Source organism: Cupriavidus sp. GA3-3, from assembly GCF_000389805.1.
GTDB lineage: Bacteria > Pseudomonadota > Gammaproteobacteria > Burkholderiales > Burkholderiaceae > Cupriavidus > Cupriavidus necator_D.
Map to the genome: position 1 here is coordinate 150,858 of NZ_KB944502.1, position 24,208 is coordinate 175,065.

A 24,208-nucleotide genomic window follows, 5' to 3' on the forward strand; every position below is an offset into this window, starting at 1 on the left:
CGAGCACGGCAAGCACGACGTGCGCCATGGGTCGGGCCAGGCGCCATCGCATTCGTTGGTATACTTCGTCGCCATGATAGCCAATTTCGATGCGGATCGAGCACTCAGGCTCGCCCGCGACACTCTCCAGACCGAAGCCGATGCGGTTTCCGCACTTTCCGGACGCCTGAACGGCGACTTTGCCCGTGCCGTGCTGCTGATCCTGCAATGCACCGGGCGCGTGGTCGTCTCGGGCATCGGCAAGTCCGGCCATATCGGGCGCAAGGTCGCGGCCACGCTGGCCTCTACCGGCACGCCGGCGTTCTTCGTGCACCCGGCCGAAGCCAGCCACGGCGACCTGGGCATGGTCACGCGCGACGACGTGCTGATCGCCTTCTCCAATTCGGGCGAGACCGGCGAGCTGCTGTCGATCATCCCGATCGTCAAGCGCATCGGCGCGCGGCTGATCTCGGTCACCGGCAACCCCGACTCCAACCTGGCCAAGCTGGCCGACGTCCACCTGGACGCGGCGGTCGAGAAAGAAGCCTGCCCGCTGAACCTGGCGCCGACGGCCAGCACCACCGCGGCGCTGGCGCTGGGCGATGCGCTGGCAGTGGCGGTTCTCGATGCGCGCGGCTTTGGCGAGGAAGACTTCGCGCGCTCGCACCCCGGCGGCGCGCTCGGGCGCAAGCTGCTGACCCATGTGCGCGACGTGATGCGCACCGGCAACGCCGTGCCCGAGGTGCGTGAAAACACCCCGCTGGCCCAGGCGCTGATGGAAATCACCCGCAAGGGCATGGCCATGACCGCCGTGGTGGACCCGGACGGACACGCCATCGGCGTCTTCACCGACGGCGACCTGCGCCGCCTTCTGGAAACCCCGCGCGACTGGAAGACCGTTCCCATCGGCGACGTCATGCACCGCAACCCGCACGTGGTCAACGAGAACCAGCTCGCCGTCGAAGCGGTGCAGGTGATGGAGGCCAACCGCATCAACCAGCTGCTGGTGGTGGATGACGACGGCCGCCTGACCGGCGCGCTGCATATCCACGACCTGACCCGCGCCAAGGTCATCTGAGCGGGCGCGGGCCCGGCACAACCGGCACAACGCCAAGGACACCATGCAGGCACTCCTCGCCTCCCTCAGCGGCATCGTCATGCGGCTGCTGCCGCTGCTGCTGATGGCCTTCGTGGCGGGCAGCACGTTCTGGCTGGTCCAGATCAACTCCCCCAAGGAAGACCCGGCCGCGCAAAGCGCCAAGAAGCATGAGCCCGACTACTTCATGGACCGCTTCTCGGCCACTGAGCTGGCGCCGGACGGCAGCACCAAAATCCGCTTTACCGGCGAGCGCATGGTCCATTTCGAGGATGACCAGACCTACGAGGTGACCCGGCCCGCCATGCGCGCGTATGAGCCGGACCGCCCGCCGGTCACCGCCCGCGCCGATATGGGCCGCATGAACGCCGAGGGTTCGGTGATCGACCTGTACGGCAACGGCTTCGTCATGCGCCAGCAGGGCGTGGACGTGTCCAAGGACCCGCAGCTGACCGCCGCATCCAGTTATTTCCAGCTGCTGGTCAATGACGACATCGTCAAGACCGACAAGCCGGTCAAGCTGACGCGCGGCCCGTCGGTGATGACCGCCAACGGCCTGATCTTCAACAACGTCACGCGCGAAGTACAATTGCTCGGCAATGTACGCGGCACCATCATCACCGGGCCGACCCCTGGCCGCGCGCCGGGGTCCTGAGCCCCGGCCCGGGGGCCGCACCAACCCGCACCAACGTACCCAGACGCCCTCAAGCAACCCTGCCAACATGACTGCTTCCCTGACGACATCGTCCCGTCGACGCACCGCCCCGGCCCTGCTCGCCCTGGCCATGGCCTTCGGCCTGCTGGCCCAGCCCGCCCTGGCCGAGCGCGCGGACCGCGACAAGCCGATGGTGCTGGAGGCGGACAACGCCAGCTATGACGACGTCAAGCAGATCTATACGCTGACCGGCAATGTGGTGCTGACCAAGGGCACCATGATCCTGAAGTCCGACGCCGCCGAACTGCGCACCGATCCCGAGGGCTACCAGTTCGCGGTGGCCACCGCCAAGCCGGGCAAGCAGGCCTACATCCGGCAGAAGCGCGAAGGCGTCGACGAATACATCGACGGCTGGGGCGACCGCATCGAGTACGACGGCAAGCAGGAGTACTCCAAGCTGATCGGCAATGCCCGCATGGCGCGCCTGCAGGGCGCCAAGCAGGTCGACGAGATCCGCGGCGCGGTGCTGACCTACGACAGCCGCAAGGAGTTCTACACGGCTGCCGGCGGCGGTAGCGGCGATGCCGCGGCCGCCAATCCGTCCGGCCGCGTGCGCGCGGTGCTGTCGCCGCGCCAGGACCAGAAGGCCGGCGCCACGGGCAGCGGCGGCTCGCCGCTGGACCTGAAGCCGGCGCCCGCGCCTGCCAACAAACCCTGACGCCTGGCGCCGGCTGCGTGCATCGCATGCGGCCGGCGCCAGAAACGCCTGAACGCCAGACTGTGCCAATGACCGATACCGCAACCATCGCCGACAAGCCTTCCGTCGAAGCCTCCACCGTCCTTGCCGGCGGCAGCACGCTGGTCGTGCGCCACCTGAAGAAACGCTATGGCTCGCGCACGGTGGTCAAGGACGTCTCGCTCGACGTGAAGAGCGGCGAGGTGGTTGGCCTGCTCGGGCCCAACGGCGCGGGCAAGACCACCTCCTTCTACATGATCGTGGGCCTGGTGGCGCTGGACGAAGGCGATATCGTGCTCGACGGCGACCACATCAGCGGCCTGCCGATCCACGAGCGCGCGCGCATGGGGCTGTCGTACCTGCCGCAGGAAGCCTCGGTATTCCGCAAGCTCAACGTCGAAGAGAACATCCGCGCGGTGCTGGAGCTGCAGGTGAGCAACGGCAAGCCGCTGCCCAAGGCCGAGATCGAGCGCCGCCTGGATTCGCTGCTCGACGACCTGCAGATCGCGCACCTGCGCAACAACCCGGCGCTGTCGCTGTCGGGCGGCGAGCGCCGCCGCGTGGAAATCGCGCGCGCGCTGGCGTCGTCGCCGCGCTTCATCCTGCTGGACGAACCCTTCGCCGGCGTGGACCCGATCGCCGTGGGCGAGATCCAGCGCATCGTCAGCTTCCTCAAGGCACGCAATATCGGCGTGCTGATCACCGACCACAACGTGCGCGAGACGCTCGGCATCTGCGACCACGCCTACATCATCAGCGAAGGCACGGTGCTGGCCGCGGGCCAGCCCGAGGAAATCATCGCCAATGACGCAGTGCGGCGCGTCTACCTGGGCGAGAACTTCCGCATGTGATGCAGCGGCCTGCCATGGAGCGGCAGGCCTATTCGCGGGCGCACGTGGGCCTACCACAGCCAGCAGCGATCAGACCGCATAAGCGATAGCAATTTCCGTTCCAACAACGGAAAGATGCGCATAGAATAGGTCGCATGAAACCGTCGCTACAGCTCCGCCTTTCCCAGCATCTGGCCCTGACCCCGCAACTGCAGCAGTCGATCCGGCTGCTGCAGCTTTCCACGCTGGAACTGCAGCAAGAGGTCGAACAGGCACTGACGGAAAACCCTCTGCTCGAACGCGAGAACGACTGGATCGAAAGCCCGCTGCGCGTGGCGGCCGACGGCTCGGTCAACCTGCAGAGCGCACCGGCGCCCGCGCCGGCAGAGCCGCAGGGCAATGGCGAGGCCCGCGCCGACGGCGCGGCTGACGACGACAGCTATGGCGACAGCGGCAACGGCGACGACTATGGCAGCAGCGAGTGGAGCCTGGACGACTTTGCCCGCCGCCCCCAGGGCGACGAGGACGAAAAAACGCCGATGCAGCTGCGCGAAGCCGAGCCCACGCTGCGCGAGTACCTGATGGAACAGCTCACGCCGCTGAAGATCTCGGCGCGCGACAAGGGCCTGGCCATCTTCCTGATCGAATCGCTCGACGACGATGGCTACCTGAGCGCATCGCTTGAGGAGATCTGCACGGAGTTGCCGGAAGAACTCGAGTTCGAGATCGAGGAGGTCCACGCCATCCTCACGCTGCTGCAGAGCTTCGACCCGCCCGGCGTGGGCGCGCGCAACGCCGCCGAGTGCCTGGCCCTGCAGTTGCGGCGCCTGACGCACCCGCAGCGCGAACTGGCCCTGAACATCGTGACCAACCACCTGGAGTTGCTCGCAGTACGCGACTACACGCGGCTGAAGAAGGCGCTGCAGGTGGATGAAGCGGCGCTGAAGTCCGCACACGAACTGATCCGCTCGCTGGCGCCCTACCCCGGCCATGCATACAGCCGCCCGGAGGCGGACTTCGTGGTGCCGGACGTGTTCGTGCGCAAGGGTGGCGGCGGCTGGATCGCGCAGCTCAATCCGGATGTGATGCCGAGGCTGCGCATCAATGACATGTATGCGCAAATCCTGCGTGGCGCAAAGGGTGAGTCCGGCACCGCCGGGCTGCAGCAGAAGCTGCAAGAGGCGCGCTGGCTGATCAAGAACATCCAGCAGAGGTTCGACACAATCCTGCGTGTCTCGCAGGCCATTGTCGAGCGTCAAAAGAACTTTTTCAGCCACGGCGAAATCGCCATGCGCCCCTTGGTTTTGCGGGAGATTGCCGATACACTGGGTTTACACGAGTCAACCATCTCCCGGGTGACGACCAATAAATATATGGCAACGCCGATGGGTACTTTCGAACTGAAGTACTTCTTCGGCAGCCACGTGTCCACCGAAACCGGTGGCGCGGCTTCGTCAACGGCCATCCGCGCCTTGATCAAGCAACTGATAGGAGCCGAAGACCCGAGGAATCCCCTTTCCGACAGTCGCATTGCCGAACTGCTGGGCGAACAAGGCTTCGTTGTCGCACGCCGCACCGTTGCCAAGTATCGCGAAGCCCTGAAGATCCCCGCAGTCAATCTCCGCAAGTCTTTGTAGCCGAGCCCACCGCCTGCCTGGTGAGGCTCTTTCAGAAGGAGAAGCGCTATGAACTTCAAGATCAGTGGACACCACCTGGACATCACGCCCCCTCTGCGTGAGTACGTGGAAACGAAGCTGGAGCGAATCGTCAGGCATTTCGATCAAGTCATTGGCGTTAGTGTGCTGCTCTCTGTCGACAACCATAAGGAAAAGGACCGGCGTCAGTACGCGGAAATCAATCTACATCTCAAGGGCAAGGACATCTTTGTCGAAGCGCATCACGAAGACCTGTATGCAGCGATCGACGCACTCGTCGACAAGCTGGACCGTCAGGTGATCCGCTACAAGGATCGCGTGCAAGGCCACGACCGCGAAGCGGTCAAGTACCAGATGGCCGCAGCGCAAATGCAGCAATGACCGTGCCCGGCAGCCCCGCAGCGGGCTGCTGAATCAGGATCTAACAGGCAAGCCGCGCCAAGAAGCGCGGCTTTTTTGCGCCCTCGCGTTCCCGGTTGCCGCCGGCATGCCGCGCCCGCACTGGCGGCGCGGCCCGGCTGTGGCGCCGGAGCCGATGCTTTTCACCCGAATGAGCAAGGGTGTTCGCAAGCGCTGCGCCAAGGTGTATGCTGCGCCATACAAAGAGAGGGAATCCTGGCCGTGCCCCGCCCCGGTGCACCGGCTCCCCGCCGCGGAGGCACCATTGCATCACCATGTATCTTTCTGCACCGGCTTGCCCCGTTGCGCTGCACAATGCGGGAGTAGTCGCTGCTCTATAATGGGCCGGACGCCTCCGGCCAGGCCAACGGCAGGCCGGAGCCAGCCCACTGCCCGGCGGAACGGTCCGCCCGCTAACTGAAATCCTGCGCATCGCCCATGAATCGTTTGGCCAAATTGCTGCCACCCGGCAACATCACCCTCGACGTCAGCGTCACCAGCAAGAAGCGTGTGTTCGAGCAGGCCGGGCTCCTCTTCGAGAACAACCATGGTGTGGCGCGCGCCATCGTGACGGACAACCTGTTCGCGCGCGAGTCGCTTGGATCCACCGGCCTGGGCGCCGGCGTGGCAATCCCGCACGGCCGCATCAAGGGCCTGAAGCAGCCGCTGGCCGCGTTCATGCGCCTGGCCGAACCAATTCCGTTCGAATCGCCCGATGGCAAGCCGGTATCGCTGCTGATCTTCCTGCTGGTGCCCGAACAGGCTACGCAGCAGCACCTGGAAATCCTGTCCGAAATCGCGCAACTGCTTTCCGACCGCGACATGCGTGAAGGGCTGGCCACGCTGCCCACGCCCGATGCCGTCCATCAGTTGCTGATCGCATGGCATCCCTGATCCCCTGATCCCTCAAGCGGGCCGGCACCAGACCGGGCAGGCGCCAAGGCGCTTCGCAAACCGCCCCACCAGTCATACCGCATGGAACTCACCGGCGTCACCTCCCAGTCCATCTTCGACGACAACGCAGCCGACATCAAACTCTCGTGGGTGGCCGGCCTGGAAGGTGCGGATCGCGCCTTCGATGTGGAGTTCGCCCGCGAAGCCACCTCCGCCGCCGACCTGGTGGGCCACCTGAACCTGATCCACCCCAACCGCATCCAGGTGCTCGGCAAGCCCGAGATCACTTATTACCAGCGGCTGGACGACGAGACCCGCAAGCGCCAGATGGGCGAGCTGATCCTGCTGGAGCCGCCCTTCCTGGTGATCGCCGACGGCATGGAGCCGCCGCCCGACCTGGAACTGCGCTGCACGCGCTCGTCCACGCCGCTGTTCACCACGCCGGTGTCGTCGGCCGCGGTGATCGACCACCTGCGCCTGTACCTGTCGCGTATCTCCGCGCCGCGCGTGACCATGCACGGGGTATTCCTCGACATCCTGGGCATGGGCGTGCTGATCATGGGCGAATCGGGCCTGGGCAAGAGCGAACTGGGCCTGGAACTGATCTCGCGCGGCCACGGGCTGGTGGCCGATGATGCCGTGGACTTCGTGCGCCTGGGGCCGGATTTCATTGAAGGCCGCTGCCCGCCGCTGCTGCAGAACCTGCTTGAAGTACGCGGTCTGGGCCTGCTCGACATCAAGACCATCTTCGGTGAGACCGCGGTGCGCCGGAAGATGAAGATCAAGCTGGTGGTGCAGTTGGTGCGTCGCAATGACGGCGAGTTCGAGCGGCTGCCGCTCGATTCGCAATACCTCGACGTGCTGGGCCTGCCGATCCACATGGTCAAGATCCAGGTGGCGGCCGGGCGCAACCTGGCCGTGCTGGTCGAGGCCGCGGTGCGCAACACCATCCTGCGCCTGCGCGGCATCGATACGCTACGCGACTTCATGGACCGGCAGCGCGCCGCGATGCAGGCCGATGCAGTATCGCGCGGCCAGGGCCGCTTGCTCTGAGCGCCGGCGTTTTCATTTGCTTACAACGGCGTTGACGCAGAACGTCAACGTTCTTCAGGCATGCTCCGTTTTGTGCTGTAATGGGCATCGCGCCCGTTACGGAAGCTGCAACGCCGGCAATGGCGCGCGGCCATGAAGTTTTCCACACCCAGGAGAGCAAGCATGAAGAAATTGATCGCGATGTGCGCGCTGGTCACCCCGATGATCGCCGCCAGCGCTTTTGCACAGACCACCGCCACGCCGGCAACCCCCGCGACGCCAGCCAAGCCGGCGGCCACCGCACCGGCAACGCCGGCCATGCCTGCCACGCCCGCCACCCCGGCTACCCCGGACAAGCCCGCAGCCAACGCCCAGCAGGACAAGATGAAGGCCTGCAATACGCAAGCCGCCGGCAAGAAGGGCGACGAACGCAAGGCGTTCATGAAGGAATGCCTGTCCAAGGGCGCGTCCAAGACCCAGCAGGAGAAAATGGCCTCCTGCAGCAAGTCGGGCAAGGGCAAGAAGGGCGACGAATACAAGGCCTACATGAAGGAATGCCTGTCCAAGGCAGCCTGAGCCGCAACCAGCGCCGCAAGCTGACGACAAAAGCATGGCGAACCGCGAGGTTCGCCATGTTTGCTTTTGCGCGTGGTGTCATGACGCCTTCATCACGTGATGCTATGCTTCAGTTGCTATGCGCATCATCCTCATCACCGGCATATCCGGTTCCGGCAAGTCCGTCGCACTGAACGTGCTCGAAGACGCAGGCTACTACTGCGTGGACAACCTGCCGGCTCAGTTCATCCCGGAACTGACCCGCTATCTCGACAGCCAGGGCTATACGCACCTGGGCGTCGCCACTGACATCCGCAGCCGCGAGTCGCTCGACCAGTTGCCCGACACCGTGCGCGCGCTGGCCGCTGAGCACCAGGTCGAGGTGGTGTTCCTGACCGCCAGCACCGACGCACTGGTGCAGCGCTACTCCGAGACGCGCCGCCGCCACCCGCTCTCGGTCCGTACCGACGGCGTGCCGGGCCCGGGCGGTGAACCCGCCTTCAACGACACCGCGCTGATGGAAGCGATCGAGATGGAGCGTGCGCTGCTGAGCCCGCTGGCCGAGGCCGCGCACCGCATCGACACCAGCAATGTGCGCACCAATACGCTGCGCAGCTGGATCAAGGAGCTGATCCGCGACGACAGCCAGCGGCTGACGCTGCTATTCGAGTCGTTCGGCTTCAAGCACGGCGTGCCCAGCGATGCGGACATGGTGTTCGACGTGCGCTCGCTGCCCAACCCCTATTACGACCTGGCCTTGCGCCCGCTGACGGGGCGCGACACGCCGGTGATCGACTTCCTGCAGGCCCAGCCAATGGTGCTGGCGATGGCCGAGGATATCCGCGCCTACGTGGAAAAGTGGCTGCCGAGTTTCATTGCCGACAACCGCAGCTACCTGACCGTGGCGATCGGCTGCACCGGCGGCCAGCATCGCTCGGTCTATATTGCGGAAAGGCTTGCCAACTACTTCCGGGCGCATGGTAATGTGCTGGTGAGACACCGAGAGCTCGCACCGGCGGGCTGACGCAGGCGGGACTGCCCACTGGCATCATTGGCATCTGCACGCCGCGTTGGCCGGCTGGCCCATTGCTGCGCGATACCCAAGCTGGCACTGCATGTCCTCGACCGACCTCTACCGTCCCACGGCATCAGAAGATCCGCCGCGGACGCTCGACAACCTGCCGCTGTTCCCGTTGCACACCGTGCTGTTTCCCGGTGGACGGCTGCCATTGCGCGTGTTCGAGGCGCGCTATGTCGACATGGTGCGCAACTGCCTGCGCGACAACACTCCCTTCGGCGTTTGCCTGATCGAAAGCGGCGAGGAAGTGGCCCGGCCGGACCAGCCCACCGTGCCGGAACTGATCGGCTGCCTGGCGGAGATCGTCGACTGCAACATGGAACAGCTGGGCGTGCTCTTGATCCGTGCGCGCGGCCGCGAGCGCTTCCATATCGTCAGCCATGACACCCGCGACGACGGCCTGCTGGTTGCGCGCGCCGAGGTGCTTCCTCCCGACATCATCGACTGCAAGCTGGAGCTGCTGGGCGAATGCCTGGATGCGCTGCGGCGCATTGTCACGCGGCTCCATGCCGAGCAACCCGACCGCCTGCCATTCGACGAGCCCTACCTGTGGGACGACCCGAGCTGGGTCGCCAACCGGCTGTGCGAGTTGCTGCCGGTGCCGCTCAAGGCCAAGCAGATGCTGATGGCGTTGCCCGATGCCGGCATGCGCATCGAGATCGTGCACCGCTACATGCGCCAGAACCACATGCTCTAGGCGCTCAGAACAGCCCGCCGCGGGCCTGGTCCTCCAGCAGCCTGCGCACCGGCGCGGGCGTACCCACCGCATCGAGATCGTCAAGCGAGATCCAGCGCTGCGCGGCTTCCGCAGCGCCGTCCTGCGCCATCAGGCTTGCGCCGTCCGCGCTCACATCGACCCGGATGGCACGGATCAGCAGGCGGAAGTGCGTGAACACATGGGTCAGCTCGCCGGTCAGTGCGGCGCGCGCGGGCTTGCCGAAGGCGCGGGCATAGTCGAGCGCCGCCGCCTCGGCGGCTTCCGTGTCGAAGGGCACGCTGTCGACCGGCATCTCCGGCAGGCTCCACAAGCCGCCCCAGATGCCGCTGCCGGGGCGCAGGCGCAGCAGCACTTCGCGCTGGCGCCGCACCAGCAGCATTACCGTGCTGCGCTCGGGGATGGCCGCGCGCGGCTTGGGCGTGGGCAGCACGCCGGTGAGCCCGTCGCGGCGCGCCACACAGTCGGCCGACAGCGGGCACGCACCGGCATCGGCCAGGCAGGCCGGCTTGCCGCGCGAGCACACCGTGGCGCCCAGGTCCATCAGCCCTTGCGTATAGGCGATCATGTCCTCGGCCTGGCGCGGGCCTGCGGCCGGCAAGGCCAGCTCGGCCAGCTGCCACATGCGCGTTTCCACCACGCGCTCGCCCGGATGGCCGTGGATGCCGAAGCAGCGCGCGAACACGCGCTTGACGTTGCCATCCAGGATTGGAGAACGCACGCCGGCGCTGAACGCGGCGATTGCCGCGGCGGTGGAGCGGCCGATGCCGGGCAATGTGGCCAGCACCGCGGGATCGGTCGGGAAACGGCCACCATGCTCGCTCACCACCTGCATAGCGCAGCGGTGCAGGTTGCGTGCGCGCGAGTAATAGCCCAGCCCCGCCCATAGCGCCATGACCTGGTCGGCAGGCGCCGCCGCCAGCGCCTGCACCGTGGGCAGCTGCGAGACAAAGCGCTGGAAGTAGTCGATCACCGCGCTCACCTGGGTCTGCTGCAGCATGATCTCCGACAGCCAGATGCGGTACGGGTCGCGCGTGTTCTGCCACGGCAGGTCGTGCCGGCCATGCTGGCGCTGCCAGTCGACCACGCTGGCGCCGAAGTCGGGCGGCACGCAGATATCGTCGGGGATGGCGGGAACGGCGCGAGGGGCTGGTTTGCGGGGCATCTGGGTGAAACGTTCTGAAGCGCGGGGCGCGCGGCGCACCAAAGGAAAAGGCGCCGCTAAGTGCGGCGCCACATGATATACCGGCTTCAGGATCAGGCCACCGCAAGGCTCGCGCTGTCGGCTGCAGCCGTCGGCCGCAGCAGCCGCTGCGCGTAGCCCTCGATACGGCCGCTGCGCTCGTCCAGGCCGTTGAGCACTTCCTCGAGTTCGGCAATGCGGCTTTCCAGCGTGTCGGTGGCCTCGTGGATGCGCTCGATCGAATCGACGCGCCGGCGCAGCTGCTTCTGGTGCTCGCGCACCTGCGCTTCCAGCGGCGTCATTACCGACTTGAGCCAGACCTCGATATCGCGGTTCAGGTCGCGGAAGTTCTCCAGCACGCGGCTGGCCATGGTGCTGAAGGCGCTCTGGACCAGCTGCGGGCGCGAGCGCGTCAGCATGCTGACCGTGCCGAAGTGCGCATGCACCAGGCGCAGTGTTTCCTCAAGCTCGGCCACGTAGCGCTCGGCAGTGAACTGCATCGGCGCGGGCAGCGTGAAGCCGTGCTCGGCGTTGAAGCGCCGGTACATGCTTTCGATCAGCTGGTGCAGCTGGCCGATCTTGTTGTCGGCATCGGTCACCAGCCTGGTCAGCTGCGCAAACAGCGCGTCCATGTCTTCGCGCAGTCCGCGCGAGAAGAAGCGCTCTTTCATCTGCTCGCGCGCGCTGCGCATGGTGAGGCGCACGTCGCGCAGTTGCAGGCTCTTGATGATGTCGGCGCTGTGGCGGCCGAAGACCAGGCGCAGCGCCTGGAACTTGCTGATGCTCTGCTCGAACTCTTCCTTCTCGCCCTGCACCCGCATCAACATGTGCTTGACCATCGCGTGGTTCTTGCCGCGCAGGCCGCGCAGCTCGAACAGCTGCTCGACGATATCGCGGCGGCGGCTCTGCAGCAGCTGCTGCGCGGCGCGCGCCATGTCCTGCACCAGCCGGTGCGCCTGGTCCGAGACGATCTCGCGCCGGCGCGGGATCAGCTGGTCGGACAGCACGTGCTCGAACTCGGGCAGGCCGCTGTGCGCCAGCAGCTCGTCGTCGTGCGTGACCTTGGCCACCAGGCCCTTCTGCGCCGATACCGGATAGACGCGCGACTGTTCGATGCCCAGCACCTGCGCGGTGGTGGACACCTGCCGCGCGATCTCCTGCGCGATCTCGCCCGGCTCGCGCAGCGGATCCCACAGCCCGTCGATCTTGTTGAGCACCGCCAGGCAGCCGCGCCGGTGGCCGGCGCCGACATGGCTGCGCCACAGCTCCAGGTCGCTCTTGGTGACGCCCGCATCGGCGGCCAGCACGAACACCACCACATGGGCATCGGGGATCAGCCGCAGCGTCAGCTCGGGCTCGGTGCCGATCGCATTCAGGCCCGGCGTGTCAAGGATCACCAGGCCCTGGCGCAGTAGCGGATGCGGGAAATTGATGACGGCGTGGCGCCAGCGCGAGATCTCGACCATGCCCTCGGCATCGACCGCGTAGGCGGCATCGGGATCGTTCTCGTGGTACAGGCCCAGCGCCTCGGCCTGCGCCGGCGGCACGCGCACGGTCTGCACCACGTGCTGGAACGCAGCCAGCATGCCCTCGGGCGAAGACGGGTCCAGCGGCACCGAATGCCAGTGCGAAGCCGAGGTGCCGGCCTCCAGGAAGTCGGCGGTAGAGGCCTCCTGCAGGCGTGTCTCGATCGGCAGCAGCCGGATGCACGGCGGCTCGGCCTCGTCGTAGCGCAGCTCGGTCGGGCACATCGTGGTGCGCCCCGCCGACGACGGCAGGATGCGGCGCCCGTAGTCGGCAAAGAAGATGGCGTTGATCAGCTCGCTCTTGCCGCGCGAGAACTCGGCAATGAACGCGACCTTGAGCCGGTCGCTGCGCAGCACGCTCTGGATGCGCTGCACGCGGTCATCGGCCTGGGCGTCGTACAGGTCGTGCTGCTGCAGCCAGGACTGGAATTCGGCCAGTGACTGGAGGACCCCGGTTCTCCAGGCGCCGTATTGTTCGAATTGGTGGGCGAGCGTTGTCATGGAGCTGTTCGGCTGACTTGGTTTTACCTCGGGGCACGCCGCTTTCGCGCTGCGCCCGTGTTCGCACAATGCCGGCCCGACCACGGTCTACCTGGAGGCGGCGGGCCATTTTGTAACTTTTTATGACTGCGCACACGATACAGGTTTCCACGACGGTTTTGTGGAATTCACGCCCCTCAGTAATGGCTTGCACAAGGAGTGTTGCGCCGACCCATCGACAATCGCCGGCGGCGCGCATTGTGCGCCACACGGCGCCTGCCCGGGGTGGCCGCCAAGGCTCAGTGCTGGCAGTTCGGGCAGTAGAAGGTCGAGCGCTGGCCCTGCACGATCTGGCGCACCGGCGTGGCGCAGACCCGGCATGGCTGGCCGGCGCGGTCGTAGACCAGGCAATCCAGCTGGAAATAGCCACTGGCGCCGTCGCTGCCGACAAAGTCGCGCAGCGTGCTGCCCCCGCGCTCGATTGCCTGTGCCAGAGTCTCGCGCACCGCCTGCGCCAGGCGGTCGCAGCGCGCGCGGCTCAGGCGCCCGGCCGGGGTGGTCGGACGGATGCCGGCGCGGAACAGGCTTTCGGACGCATAGATATTGCCCACGCCGACCACGATGCCGCCGGCCAGCAGCACGGTCTTGATGGCGGCGCTGCGCCCGCGCGTGTGGCGGTGCAGCCAGGCGCCGTCGAAGGCAGGATCGAAGGGCTCGATGCCGAGCGTGCGCAGCAGCGGGTGCGACGGCAGTTCAGCCTCGGGCAGCGTGCTCCACAGGATGGCGCCGAAGCGGCGCGGATCGCGGAAACGCAACACGATGGTGCCCGGTTTGGTGCCCAGCGCGGCGCCGGGACCGGGGGCCAGCACCAGGTCAAGGTGGTCGTGCGCGCCAGGCGGCGGCGCCTCGGGCAGCACCCGCAGCGTCCCGGTCATGCCCAGGTGGACCAGCAGCCAGCCGGCCGGCTCGCCCGCCGCCTCGCTCACGCATTCCAGCAGCAGGTATTTGCCGCGGCGCTCGATCCGGCGCACCACGCGCTGGGCCAGCCGCATTTCCAGTTGCGGATCGACCGGCCAGCGCAGGCCGCGGTGGCGCACCGTGACCGCGGCGATGCGCCGTCCCACCACATGCGGCAGCAAGCCGCGCCGGGTCACCTCGACCTCGGGCAATTCTGGCATCGAACCTCTCCGTTGGTTACCGCTCAAAACTCCAGCGGCGCCTGCGGGCACCGGCCTGCGGCGCCAAGCAGCGCATTGTAGCGGCAGGCTACAATGCCCTTTATCAATGCGCTTTCTCTCATCCCTCGCCAGCGCGCGCCGGAGCAATCACTACATGTCGGACCTCATGCCGGACCTGATGCCGGACTCCACATTGCAAGCCACCGCGGGCGGCCTCCCGATCGCTTTTCCAGGCGCCGTTTCCCGCACAGCGCGCACGGCTGGCGCCCTGGCCCGGTTTTTCCAGGCGCCCCGCCGCCATGCGCGTGCGCTGGCCGCCTCGGCATTGCTGGCCCTGGCCGCCGGCACCAGCCACGCCGCGCCGCCTGCGGGCGCCATGCCATTGCCATCGGCACTGCAGCTGGCCGCGGCCGAAAGCGAGCGCCCCGCCGCCGCCAGGTCCGCACGCAGCGCGCTGCCGTCGCTGGAGCTGACCGACGACATCGTCTATATGGTGCTGGCCGCGGAGATTTCCATGCAGCGCGGCCTGGTCGGCCCGGCCTACCGGACCTACATGGAACTGGCCCGGCAGACCCGCGACCCGCGCTTCGCGCAGCGCGCCACCGAGATCGCCTTCAATGCGCGCATCCCGCAGCAGGCACTGGACTCCGCGCGCCTGTGGAAGGAGATTTCTCCGACTTCGCCCGCGGCAGCGCAGGTGCTGTCGACGCTGCTGGTGCTCAACGGCCGCTGGGACGATGCCCGGCCCCTGCTGCAGCAACAGCTGGCGGCGGTGCCGGCCAGCCAGCGAGGCGAGGCCATCCTGCAGCTGCAGCAGCAGCTGTCGCGCACCAGCGATGCGGCCGGCGCGGCCACACTGCTGCAGGACCTGACCAAGAATGACGCCAAGCTGCCGGAAACGCAGCTGGCACTGGCGCGCGCCAGGGAAGTCGCCGGCGACGAGCCGGGCGCGCTCGCCGCGCTCGACCAGGCATTGCGGCTGCGCCCGGGCTATGAAGCGGCCGCGCTGATGGCGGCCGAGCTGCGCGCCGAGAAGCAGCCCGACGAAGCCGTCGCGATCCTGAAGCGCTTCCTCGACAAGTCGCCCGATTCGGTCAACGGCCATATCACGCTGGCGCGGCTGTACCTGCTGCGCAACGACATGCAGTCGGCCCGGCAGGAGTTCGAGACCCTGCGCAAGGTAGCCCCGGGCGACCCGCGCGTGCCGCTGGCATTGGGCCTGACCAGCCTGCAGGCCAAGAGCTACGGCGAGGCCGAGCAGTACCTGAAGGAATACCTGCAGCTGGTAGAGAAGCAGCCCACCGCCAACCCCGACATTGCCTACCAGTACCTGGCGCAGATCGCCGAGGAGCGCAAGGACTACGCCGGCGCCATCCGGTGGCTGGACCGCATCGAGGACATCCGGCTGGCGCCCGCGGCGACCGCCAAGCGCGCACAGCTGCTGGCGCGCATGGGCAAGCTCGACGACGCCCAGGCGCTCTTCGGCGAGATGCTCACCGACGCCGAGGACATCTCCGATCCTGGCCAGCGCGCGCAGCGCATGACCGCCATCCGCCAGGCCGAGGTGGCCACGCTGATGGAAAGCAAAGCCTATGACCGCGCCCGCAAGCTGCTCAACGACCGCATTACGGCAGAGCCCGACAACGCCGACTGGATCTACGAGCTGGCCATGCTCGACGAGCGCCAGAAGCGTTACGACAGCATGGAGAAGGGCCTGCGCAAGGTGATTGCGCTGCAGCCGCAGCAGAAGCAGGGCTACAACGCGCTGGGCTACTCGCTGGCGGACCGCAACGAGCGGCTGCCCGAGGCGCTCAAGCTGCTGGAGCGCGCCTCCGAGCTGGGGCCGGACGATCCCTACATCATGGACAGCCTGGCCTGGGTCAAATTCCGCATGGGCGACCTGCGCCCGGCGGCCGACCTGCTGCGCAATGCCTATTCCAAGGCGCCCGAGGCCGAGATCGGCGCGCACCTGGGCGAGGTGCTGTGGCAGCTCGGCGAGCATGACGAAGCGCGCAAGACCTGGACCGAGGCCGTCCGCATCGACCCCGAGAACGAGACCCTGGTCGACACGCTGCGCCGCTACAAGGTCAACGTGCAAGTGTCCAAGTAACCCCGCCCGCCGCGACCCGCAGCCCGGGTCCGCGGCGCCGGATTTCCGTCAGCCGGCGGACGCCGCCGCGCCGCCGTTCTCACGACCAAGCCCATGAACCGATCCCGACGCCTGGCGCTCTTCTGCCTTGGCGCCCCGCTGCTGCTGCAGGCGTGTGCCAGCGTGGCACCGTCGCGCAGCTTTGATGGCGACCAGGCCGCCGCCAGCCAGCAATACACCGGCCGCTTCTCCGCCAACTACGTGCGCTACGGGCGCGACGAAGGCGTGCAGGGAAGCTTCCGCTGGGAAGAACAGGGCCGCAACGTGCGGCTGGACCTGGTGTCCCCGCTCGGCCAGACCCTGGCCGTGGTCACCGCCACACCGTCCGGCGCCACGCTCGACCTGCCCAACCAGCCGCCGCGCAACGCGCCAGAGGTCGACACCCTGATGGAGGAAGCGCTCGGCTTTGCGCTGCCGGTGGCCGGCATGCGCGACTGGCTGCACGGCCGCGCCACGCAGGGCGCGCCCGCGCGCACCACGCGCGACGAGCAGGGCCGGCTGGCCACGCTGGCGCAGAACGGCTGGACCGTGCGCTACGTCGCCTGGCAGGACGCAGCCGCCCAGGTGCCGCGCCGCATCGACCTGGCGCGCGACGCCGGCAGCAATCCGCTGTCGGTGCGCCTCGTGATCGATCCCCGGACGCCGTGAACCACGCCATGCATCGCAGCCAGCCCCTGCCCCCGCCCGAACTGCGCGACTGCCCCGCGCCGGCCAAGCTCAACCTGTTCCTGCACGTGACCGGCCGCCGCGCCGACGGCTACCACACGCTGCAGACCGTGTTCCAGCTGGTCGACTGGTGCGACACGCTGCATTTCCGCCGGCGCGACGACGGCGTGGTCGCACGCGTCACCGACGTGCCCGGCGTGCCGGCCGAGACCGACCTGGTGGTGCGCGCCGCGCGCGCGTTACAGGCGGCCACCGGTGCCACGTTCGGGGCCGACATAGCCATCGACAAGGTGCTGCCGATGGGCGGCGGCATCGGTGGCGGCTCGTCCGATGCCGCCACCACGCTGCTGGCGCTGAATCACCTGTGGGGACTGGGCCTTGCGCGTGCCGAACTGATGCGCATCGGGCTGGCGCTGGGCGCCGACGTGCCAGTATTCGTGTTGGGCCAGAACGCCTTTGCACAGGGCATCGGCGAGGACCTGACGCCAGTCGAGCTGCCCGAGAGCTGGTTCGTGGTCATCCACCCGAAACAGCATGTCCCCACCGCTGAAATTTTTTCGGACGAGTGCTTGACAAGGGATACGCCGCTCTCCATAATTGCGGTCTTCGCTGCTCGCACAAACAAATTCGATTTCGGTCGCAACGACCTGGAACCGATAGCAACAGCGAAGTTCGGCGAAGTCGCCCGAGCCCTGGCATGGCTGAAGCAACACAATCAGCATGCCAGGATGACCGGTTCCGGAGCCTGCGTGTTTGCGCGTTTTCCCGACGCAACAACAGCGCAGCAGGTTTTGGAAAGGTTGCCTCCCGAATGGGACGGCAGGTGTGTGCGCAGTCTGGCACGTCATCCGCTCGCAGCGCTCGCGTAGCAAGTTTTCGTTCGGCGCGGTACGGCAGTCTGGTACCACGAAGAACGGCCCGGTTGTGTAGGGGAGTCGCCAAGTTGGTCAAGGCACCGGATTTTGATTCCGGCATTCGAAGGTTCGAATCCTTCTTCCCCTGCCATTACATTCCTATAGTGTCCTTACGGACTCTCTGTATCAGTCACCGGCTTTGCCGGTGACGCCAAGCTCCCCCAGCAGCAAGACAGGTGCCCCGAATGAGCAGCGAAGGCTTGATGGTATTTACCGGCAACGCCAACCCCAAACTCGCGGAGGCTGTCGTACAGCACCTCGGCATTCCCCTGGGCAAGGCGTTGGTTGGCCGTTTCTCCGACGGCGAAGTTCAAGTTGATATCCAGGAAAACGTTCGCGGCAAGCACGTCATCGTGCTGCAGTCCACCTGCGCGCCGACCAACGACAACCTGATGGAGCTGATGGTGATGGTCGACGCGCTCAAGCGCGCCTCGGCACGCAGCATCACCGCCGCCATGCCCTACTTCGGCTATGCCCGCCAGGACCGCCGCCCGCGTTCGGCGCGCGTCGCGATCTCGGCCAAGGTCGTGGCCAACATGCTGGAAGTCGCCGGTGTCGAGCGCGTGCTGACGATGGACCTGCACGCTGACCAGATCCAGGGCTTCTTCGATATTCCCGTCGACAACATCTACGCTTCGCCGGTACTGCTGGGCGACCTGCGCGAGAAGAACTACGGCGACCTGCTGGTGGTGTCGCCGGACGTCGGCGGCGTGGTCCGTGCCCGCGCACTGGCCAAGGAACTGAACTGCGACCTGGCGATCATCGACAAGCGTCGTCCCAAGGCCAACGTGGCCGAGGTGATGAACATCATCGGTGAAGTCGACGGCCGCAACTGCGTCATCATGGATGACATGATCGACACCGGCGGCACGCTGTGCAAGGCCGCCCAGGTGCTGAAGGAGCGCGGCGCGCTGAAGGTCTTCGCCTACTGCACGCACCCGGTGCTGTCGGGTGGCGCGGCCGCCCGCATCGCGGACTCGGCGCTGGACGAAGTGGTGGTGTGCGACACCATCCCGTTGTCCGAAGAAGCCGCCAAGTGCACCAAGATCCGCCAGCTCTCGACCGCCCCGCTGCTGGCCGAGACCTTCACCCGCATCGTCAAGGGCGACTCGATCATGTCGCTGTTTGCGGGTTCCTGATAGAATTTAAGGCTTTACTGCGTTGATCGCCGTTTTTCGGCGATCAACGTGACTTGATCGGCGCATCATTTGCTGTTTGCGCCGCAACGAGGCTGTCTGGTCGCGGACGGCCTTCTTACTTTTGGAGTCATCATGAAAGTTGTCGCTTTCGAGCGTAGCGTACAGGGAACGGGTGCGAGCCGCCGCCTGCGCAATTCGGGCAAGACCCCCGGCATCATCTACGGCGGCGCCGCCGAGCCGAAGATGATCGAACTGGATCACAACGCGCTGTGGCACGCCCTGAAGAAGGAAGCGTTCCACTCGTCGATCCTGGAACTGGAAGTCGCTGGCAAGTCGGAACAGGCCCTGCTGCGCGCATTCCAGATGCACCCGTTCAAGCCGCTGGTGCTGCACGTAGATTTCCAGCGCGTGTCGGCCAACGACAAGATCCACGTCAAGGTGCCGCTGCACTTCATGAACCAGGAAACCGCTCCTGGCGTGAAGCTGGGCCACGGCATCGTCAACCACATCCTGAACGACCTGGAAGTTTCGTGCCTGCCGGCCGACCTGCCCGAGTTCATCGAAGTGGACCTGGCCGCCGTCGAGCTGAACCAGACCGTCCACCTGTCGGACATCAAGCTGCCGAAGGGCGTGACCGTGATCACCCACGGTGACGACAACCCGGCCGTCGCCAGCATCTCGCAACCGGCTGGAGCCGTGTCGGAAGCTGCCGAAGGCGGCGAAGCCGCTGGCGAAACGCCGGCTGCCTAAGCTGCAGCAGCGGTCGCGGCCTGCCGGCCGCGCCACGAAGAAACCGCCGCTTCTTGCGGCGGTTTTTTTTCGCCCGGCAGCCGTCTGCCGGTTTTTCGGTATCCTTGGCGCTTGTGGCGCAGCCTTGCGCGCCAACGACCCAGTCAAACGCATGATCAAGCTCATCGTCGGCCTCGGCAATCCCGGTGCGGAGTACGAGGCCACCCGACACAACGCCGGCTTCTGGCTGGTGGACCAGCTGGCCCGCATGGGCGGCGCCACGATGCGCGTGGAAGGCCGCTTCCACGGCCTGGCCGCGCGTGCGCGGCTGTGGGACCAGGACATCTGGCTGCTCAAGCCGTCGACCTTCATGAACCGCTCCGGCCTGGCCGTGGTGTCGCTCGCGCGCTTCTACAAGGTCCTTCCCGACGAGATCGTGGTCGCGCACGACGAGATGGACCTGCCGGCGGGCGCGGCCAAGCTCAAGCGCGGCGGCGGCGCGGGCGGCCACAACGGGCTCAAGGACATCTCGGCCCACCTGTCCACGCAGGACTACTGGCGCCTGCGCCTGGGCGTGGGCCATCCGCGCAACGCGCCCGGCGGCGCCGGCGCGGGCCGCGAGGACGTGGTCAACTTCGTGCTCAAGCCACCGCGGCGCGAGGAGCAGGAAGCCATCGATGCCGCCATCGACCGCTGCATCGAGCCGCTCGGCCTGCTGGCACGCGGCGATGCTGAACGCGCCATGGCGCAGCTGCATACCACGCGCTGACAAATACGCATATTCCTGCGACAAGCGTATGAAAACGGGCCGCATCTGCGGCCCGTCGTGGTTTGGCGGCCCAAGACTGCTGTTGCAGACAATATGTCATCAAAGTGCCATGGGCGGCACATACATTCCGTGGTTTCCAATCGCGTCGGTATCGCATGGTGGCCGATGCGCATGACAACCCACAGGAGGAAAGCCCATGTCGTACCTGACCGATCAAGCGCGGGCCGCCAGTCGCGCTGCCAAGCCCGACGCTGACGTGCCCGGCCAGATGCTCGAAGACATCGTAGCCGCCAACCCGGCCCGCCGCCGGGTGCTGCGCGGCGGCCTGGGCCTGTCGCTGGCCTCGGCGTTCGGCAGCGGCCTGCTGGCCGCCTGTGGCGGCGATGACGATCCCGCACCGGCACCGGCCCCCGCACCTGCTCCGGCCCCAGCGCCCGCCGCGGCCGCCCCGAGCTACGACGTCACCTTCGAGCCGGTCGCCAAGTCGACCGCGGATGCCGTGGTCGTGCCCAATGGCTACAGCGTCGACGTGCTGTTCTCCGCCGGCGACCCGGTCGAAGCCGGTGCCACCGGCTATGCCGGCGCGTTCCAGTCCTCGGCCGAAACCGAGCGCCAGGCCGGCGGCAACCACGACGGCATGCACTACTTCGCGCTGCCGGGTGTCGATCCGCAGAAGGGCGGCCTGCTCGCCATCAACCACGAGCTGCCGGACTACAAGATCCTGTTCGCGGGCGGCACCTATGACGCCGCCACGGCCAGCCCCGAGCAGAAGCGCATCGCGCTGTCGGCGGTCGGCATCTCGGTGATCGAAGTGGAACTGGCAGCCAGCGGCAAGTGGCAGGTCAAGCGCGACTCGATCTACAACAAGCGCTACACCGGCAACACGCTGTACCGCGTGGGCGGCCCGGCTGCTTCGGTGGTGGGATCGACCGTAGTCGGCATGCTCAACAACTGCTCGAGCGGCCATACCCCGTGGGGCACCTACCTGACCTGCGAAGAGAGCACGGACAACTACATCGACCCGACCCAGGCCGAGAACGGCTACGGCTGGGTGGTGGAAGTCGATCCGTACGGCACGCTGGGCTCGCCGGCCAAGCGCACCGCGATGGGCCGCTTCGACCATGAGAACGTCGCCTTCCTGACCGACGCCAGCAACAACGTCGCCTTCTATATGGGCGACGACGGCACGCCGGGCTGCATCTACAAATTTATCCCGAGCAAGGCCTTCGATCCGAACAACCGCGCCGCCAATGCCAACCTGCTGGACAGCGGCACGCTCTACGTGGCCAGGTTCAACGCCGACGGCAGCGGCCAGTGGATCGAGCTGACGCAGGGCAAGAACGGCCTGACCGTGGGCGCTTCGGATCCGGGCAACTGGACCCAGTCGGCCGTCTCGCCGGCGCCGACCACGGTCGACTTCGCCAGCCAGGCCGACGTGCTGATCAACACCAAGTCGGCCGCGCGCGTGGCCGGTGGCACGCTGATGGACCGCCCCGAGTGGATCACGGCCGCACCGGACAAAACCCTGTACTGCACGCTGACCAACAACAGCGGCCGCCAGCAGACCGACGCCGCCAACCCGCGCAAGAACAACCTGCACGGCCATATCGTCAAGTGGAACGAAGCCGGTAATTCGCCGCTGGCGACCACGTTCACGTGGAGCATCCTGCTGCAGGCCGGCGACCCGTCGCTGGCCACCGACAACCTGAAGGGCAACATCAACGGCGACACGTTCTCGAGCCCCGACGGCCTGCGCGTCGACCCGCAGGGCCGGCTGTGGGTGCAGACCGACTCCAGCACCAGCGCCACCTACACCAGCACGTTCGGCAACAACAGCATGTACTACATCTCGCCGACGGGTCAGTCCAAGCGCTTCCTGGTCGGCCCGACCGGCTGCGAAATCACCGGCATCGCCTACACGCCGGACCTGACCACCTGCTTCATCAACATCCAGCACCCCACCGGCGCGTGGCCGGACGCGGCCAAGCCGCCGCGCTCGTCCACCATCGTGGTGCGCCGTAGCGACGGCAAGCCGATCGGTGCGTGACCGCGCAGTGCAGTAGGTAGTACCAGCAGTAACTGGGGAAAAGTTAAACCCCCGTCACCTTGCGGTGCCGGGGGCTTTTTTTGCCTGGCTGAAGCTGCGGGTCAGGCCGCGTGCTTGGCGGCCGTCAGCAGCCGGTAGCGCTGCATCAGGACCTCATGCGTTTCGACGCGGTTCGGATCCTTGGGGATACAGGCGACCGGGCAGACCTGCTGGCATTGCGGCTCGTCGAAGTGCCCGACACACTCGGTGCACTTGTTGGGGTCGATTTCATAGATCTCGGGCCCCATCGAAATGGCTTCGTTCGGGCACTCGGGTTCACAAACGTCGCAGTTGATGCAGTCGTCAGTGATCATCAGCGCCATGGTGTTTCCTTCCTGCGGACACGCCCGCGCCCGACTGGCCGCGACTCGACGTATCTGTGTCTGCTATTTTATTCCGGTTTGCCGATTTTCTCTTGCAGCCAGCGTTCCACCGACGGGAACACGAACTTGCTGACATCGCCGCCCAGCACCGCGATCTCGCGCACGAAGGTGCCGGAGATGAACTGGTACTGGTCCGACGGCGTCAGGAACATGGTTTCCACGTCGGGCAGCAGGTAGCGGTTCATGCCTGCCATCTGGAATTCGTACTCGAAGTCGGACACCGCGCGCAGGCCGCGCACGATCACGCGCGCATTGTTGTTGCGCACAAAGTCCTTGAGCAGGCCGGAAAAGCCTTCGACGCGCACATTGGGATAATGCCCGAGCACTTCACGGGCAATGCCGATGCGCTCTTCGAGCGAAAAGAACGGGCGCTTGTTGGGGCTGTGCGCCACGCCGACCACCAGTTCGTCGAAGATGTTCGACGCACGGCGGACCAGATCCTCGTGTCCCCGGGTCATTGGATCGAACGTGCCGGGATAGACCGCGATGACCATACTTCCTCCTTGATCTGCCCGCTGCCGGCCTTGGGCCGCCTCTTGCGCCGGCCGGACCGGCGTGGGTGCTGCGTCGCGAGCGTTGTAACAGCGGCGTAGTGTAACCCCAAATGCGCCACTTGGAAGCCGCCCGGCGCACCGTTTTGCCGCAGCGCAGCTATGAAGCCGTTTCCCATTGAGGAAGGGGACCTTCCTCATTGCAGAACAGGCCTACCCGGACCATCGCCCCAGACTGGTGCATCAGGCAGCGCCGTTGCCCGGCACGCGATGCTGCAGCAGGTGGAAATGCACCGCGCCGGCGCGCGCGTGGCGCACGATTTCAAGCGACGCCGGCACCGGCGCGTCGGCACCGGTCAGCGCATGGTCGGTCTCGACATAGACTGCGCCGCCGGGCCGCGACAGCCTCGCCGCGTGCTCCAGCGCCGGCCCGACCCAGTCCTCGGCGAAGGGCGGATCCAGGAAGACCACGTCGAAGCTGGCATCGGGCAGTTGCGCGGCAATGGCAAAGGCATCGCCCTGCATCACGCGCACCTGAGCCGCGTCGAGCCGGTACTGGTTGTCGCGCAGCTGCTTGGCCACGCGCGCATTGGACTCGACCAGCGTGACCGCGGCGGCGCCGCGCGAGGCGGCCTCGAAGCCAAGCGCGCCGGAGCCGGCGAACAGGTCCAGGCATTCCAGCCCGGACAGGTCCTGGCCGAGCCAGTTGAAGAGCGTCTCGCGCACGCGGTCGGGCGTGGGGCGCAGGCCCTGGGCATCGGGAACGGGCAGCAAGGTGCGCTTCCAGCGGCCGCCGATGATGCGGACCTGGGACGGCTCCTGGCGCGGTGCCTGGCGTGGCGCCGCGGAAACGGGGGAACGCCCGCCGCTGGCAGCGGCAGGAGAGGCGGG

At 66.8% G+C, this 24,208-nt stretch carries 24 protein-coding genes and 1 tRNA gene; 19 read left to right on the top strand and 6 right to left on the bottom strand.

The genetic code is table 11. From position 1 onward, the window contains the following. Window positions 1-73: 73 nt before the first annotated feature. From C265_RS26175 to C265_RS26225, 11 genes are all read left to right on the top strand, one after another. Window positions 74-1,057, top strand: coding sequence for an SIS domain-containing protein (locus tag C265_RS26175; RefSeq protein WP_010814391.1), 984 nt, complete (start codon window positions 74-76; stop codon window positions 1,055-1,057). A gap of 43 nt (window positions 1,058-1,100) precedes the next feature. Then, window positions 1,101-1,730, top strand: a complete 630-nt coding sequence (gene lptC, locus C265_RS26180; protein ID WP_010814390.1) for an LPS export ABC transporter periplasmic protein LptC — start codon at window positions 1,101-1,103, stop codon at window positions 1,728-1,730. A gap of 67 nt (window positions 1,731-1,797) precedes the next feature. After that, entirely contained in the window at window positions 1,798-2,448 is a 651-nt protein-coding gene (gene lptA, locus C265_RS26185; protein WP_011614488.1) for a lipopolysaccharide transport periplasmic protein LptA, read from the top strand. A 68-nt stretch (window positions 2,449-2,516) separates the two neighbouring features. Beyond that, window positions 2,517-3,317, top strand: coding sequence for an LPS export ABC transporter ATP-binding protein (lptB, locus tag C265_RS26190; protein WP_010814388.1), 801 nt, complete (start codon window positions 2,517-2,519; stop codon window positions 3,315-3,317). A 134-nt stretch (window positions 3,318-3,451) separates the two neighbouring features. Then, window positions 3,452-4,933, top strand: coding sequence for an RNA polymerase factor sigma-54 (locus tag C265_RS26195; RefSeq protein ID WP_010814387.1), 1,482 nt, complete (start codon window positions 3,452-3,454; stop codon window positions 4,931-4,933). A gap of 48 nt (window positions 4,934-4,981) precedes the next feature. Beyond that, entirely contained in the window at window positions 4,982-5,332 is a 351-nt protein-coding gene (gene hpf / locus C265_RS26200) for a ribosome hibernation-promoting factor, HPF/YfiA family (protein WP_010814386.1), read from the top strand. 456 nt (window positions 5,333-5,788) lie between these two features. Next, entirely contained in the window at window positions 5,789-6,244 is a 456-nt protein-coding gene (gene ptsN / locus C265_RS26205) for a PTS IIA-like nitrogen regulatory protein PtsN (protein ID WP_010814385.1), read from the top strand. An 81-nt stretch (window positions 6,245-6,325) separates the two neighbouring features. Then, on the top strand, window positions 6,326-7,297 hold the full coding sequence (hprK, locus tag C265_RS26210) for an HPr(Ser) kinase/phosphatase (protein WP_010814384.1): 972 nt from the start codon (window positions 6,326-6,328) through the stop codon (window positions 7,295-7,297). A 162-nt stretch (window positions 7,298-7,459) separates the two neighbouring features. Further along, window positions 7,460-7,852 (top strand): PsiF family protein, encoded by a 393-nt coding sequence (locus C265_RS26215; protein WP_010814383.1) that lies wholly within the window; start codon window positions 7,460-7,462, stop codon window positions 7,850-7,852. 118 nt (window positions 7,853-7,970) lie between these two features. Next, entirely contained in the window at window positions 7,971-8,855 is an 885-nt protein-coding gene (gene rapZ / locus C265_RS26220) for an RNase adapter RapZ (protein WP_010814382.1), read from the top strand. Between the two features lie 91 nt (window positions 8,856-8,946). After that, window positions 8,947-9,606, top strand: coding sequence for an LON peptidase substrate-binding domain-containing protein (locus C265_RS26225; protein ID WP_010814381.1), 660 nt, complete (start codon window positions 8,947-8,949; stop codon window positions 9,604-9,606). A 4-nt stretch (window positions 9,607-9,610) separates the two neighbouring features. Here C265_RS26225 and mutY read toward each other — a convergent pair whose 3' ends face one another. The 3 genes from mutY to mutM form a co-directional block, all read right to left on the bottom strand. Beyond that, entirely contained in the window at window positions 9,611-10,789 is a 1,179-nt protein-coding gene (gene mutY, locus C265_RS26230; protein WP_011614483.1) for an A/G-specific adenine glycosylase, read from the bottom strand. Window positions 10,790-10,881: 92 nt separating this feature from the next. Then, window positions 10,882-12,834: a dynamin family protein gene (locus tag C265_RS26235; RefSeq protein WP_010814379.1), complete on the bottom strand. Its 1,953-nt coding sequence runs from the start codon at window positions 12,832-12,834 to the stop codon at window positions 10,882-10,884. Between the two features lie 278 nt (window positions 12,835-13,112). Next, entirely contained in the window at window positions 13,113-13,991 is an 879-nt protein-coding gene (gene mutM, locus C265_RS26240; protein ID WP_010814378.1) for a bifunctional DNA-formamidopyrimidine glycosylase/DNA-(apurinic or apyrimidinic site) lyase, read from the bottom strand. Window positions 13,992-14,145: 154 nt separating this feature from the next. Here mutM and C265_RS26245 point away from each other — a divergent pair, with 154 nt between their 5' ends. From C265_RS26245 to C265_RS26280, 8 genes are all read left to right on the top strand, one after another. Next, window positions 14,146-16,101, top strand: coding sequence for a tetratricopeptide repeat protein (locus C265_RS26245; RefSeq protein ID WP_010814377.1), 1,956 nt, complete (start codon window positions 14,146-14,148; stop codon window positions 16,099-16,101). Between the two features lie 93 nt (window positions 16,102-16,194). Beyond that, window positions 16,195-16,788, top strand: a complete 594-nt coding sequence (gene lolB, locus C265_RS26250) for a lipoprotein insertase outer membrane protein LolB (protein ID WP_010814376.1) — start codon at window positions 16,195-16,197, stop codon at window positions 16,786-16,788. An 8-nt stretch (window positions 16,789-16,796) separates the two neighbouring features. Then, window positions 16,797-17,675, top strand: a complete 879-nt coding sequence (ispE, locus tag C265_RS26255) for a 4-(cytidine 5'-diphospho)-2-C-methyl-D-erythritol kinase (protein ID WP_010814375.1) — start codon at window positions 16,797-16,799, stop codon at window positions 17,673-17,675. 59 nt (window positions 17,676-17,734) lie between these two features. After that, window positions 17,735-17,811, top strand: a tRNA-Gln gene (locus tag C265_RS26260). A 94-nt stretch (window positions 17,812-17,905) separates the two neighbouring features. Then, window positions 17,906-18,859 (top strand): ribose-phosphate pyrophosphokinase, encoded by a 954-nt coding sequence (locus C265_RS26265; protein WP_010814374.1) that lies wholly within the window; start codon window positions 17,906-17,908, stop codon window positions 18,857-18,859. A gap of 132 nt (window positions 18,860-18,991) precedes the next feature. After that, entirely contained in the window at window positions 18,992-19,609 is a 618-nt protein-coding gene (locus tag C265_RS26270) for a 50S ribosomal protein L25/general stress protein Ctc (protein WP_010814373.1), read from the top strand. 151 nt (window positions 19,610-19,760) lie between these two features. Further along, window positions 19,761-20,357 carry an aminoacyl-tRNA hydrolase gene (gene pth / locus C265_RS26275; protein WP_010814372.1) on the top strand — a complete coding sequence of 199 codons (597 nt, stop codon included), beginning with the start codon at window positions 19,761-19,763 and terminating at the stop codon, window positions 20,355-20,357. 196 nt (window positions 20,358-20,553) lie between these two features. Next, complete coding sequence (locus C265_RS26280; protein WP_010814371.1) at window positions 20,554-22,404, top strand: PhoX family phosphatase; 1,851 nt, start codon at window positions 20,554-20,556, stop codon at window positions 22,402-22,404. Between the two features lie 101 nt (window positions 22,405-22,505). Here C265_RS26280 and C265_RS26285 read toward each other — a convergent pair whose 3' ends face one another. The 3 genes from C265_RS26285 to rsmD form a co-directional block, all read right to left on the bottom strand. Then, window positions 22,506-22,766 carry a YfhL family 4Fe-4S dicluster ferredoxin gene (locus C265_RS26285; protein ID WP_010814370.1) on the bottom strand — a complete coding sequence of 87 codons (261 nt, stop codon included), beginning with the start codon at window positions 22,764-22,766 and terminating at the stop codon, window positions 22,506-22,508. 68 nt (window positions 22,767-22,834) lie between these two features. Next, complete coding sequence (coaD, locus tag C265_RS26290) at window positions 22,835-23,320, bottom strand: pantetheine-phosphate adenylyltransferase (RefSeq protein ID WP_010814369.1); 486 nt, start codon at window positions 23,318-23,320, stop codon at window positions 22,835-22,837. 240 nt (window positions 23,321-23,560) lie between these two features. Then, window positions 23,561-24,208 (bottom strand): 16S rRNA (guanine(966)-N(2))-methyltransferase RsmD (gene rsmD / locus C265_RS26295; protein WP_010814368.1); only part of this gene is annotated, 648 nt, incomplete at its 5' end.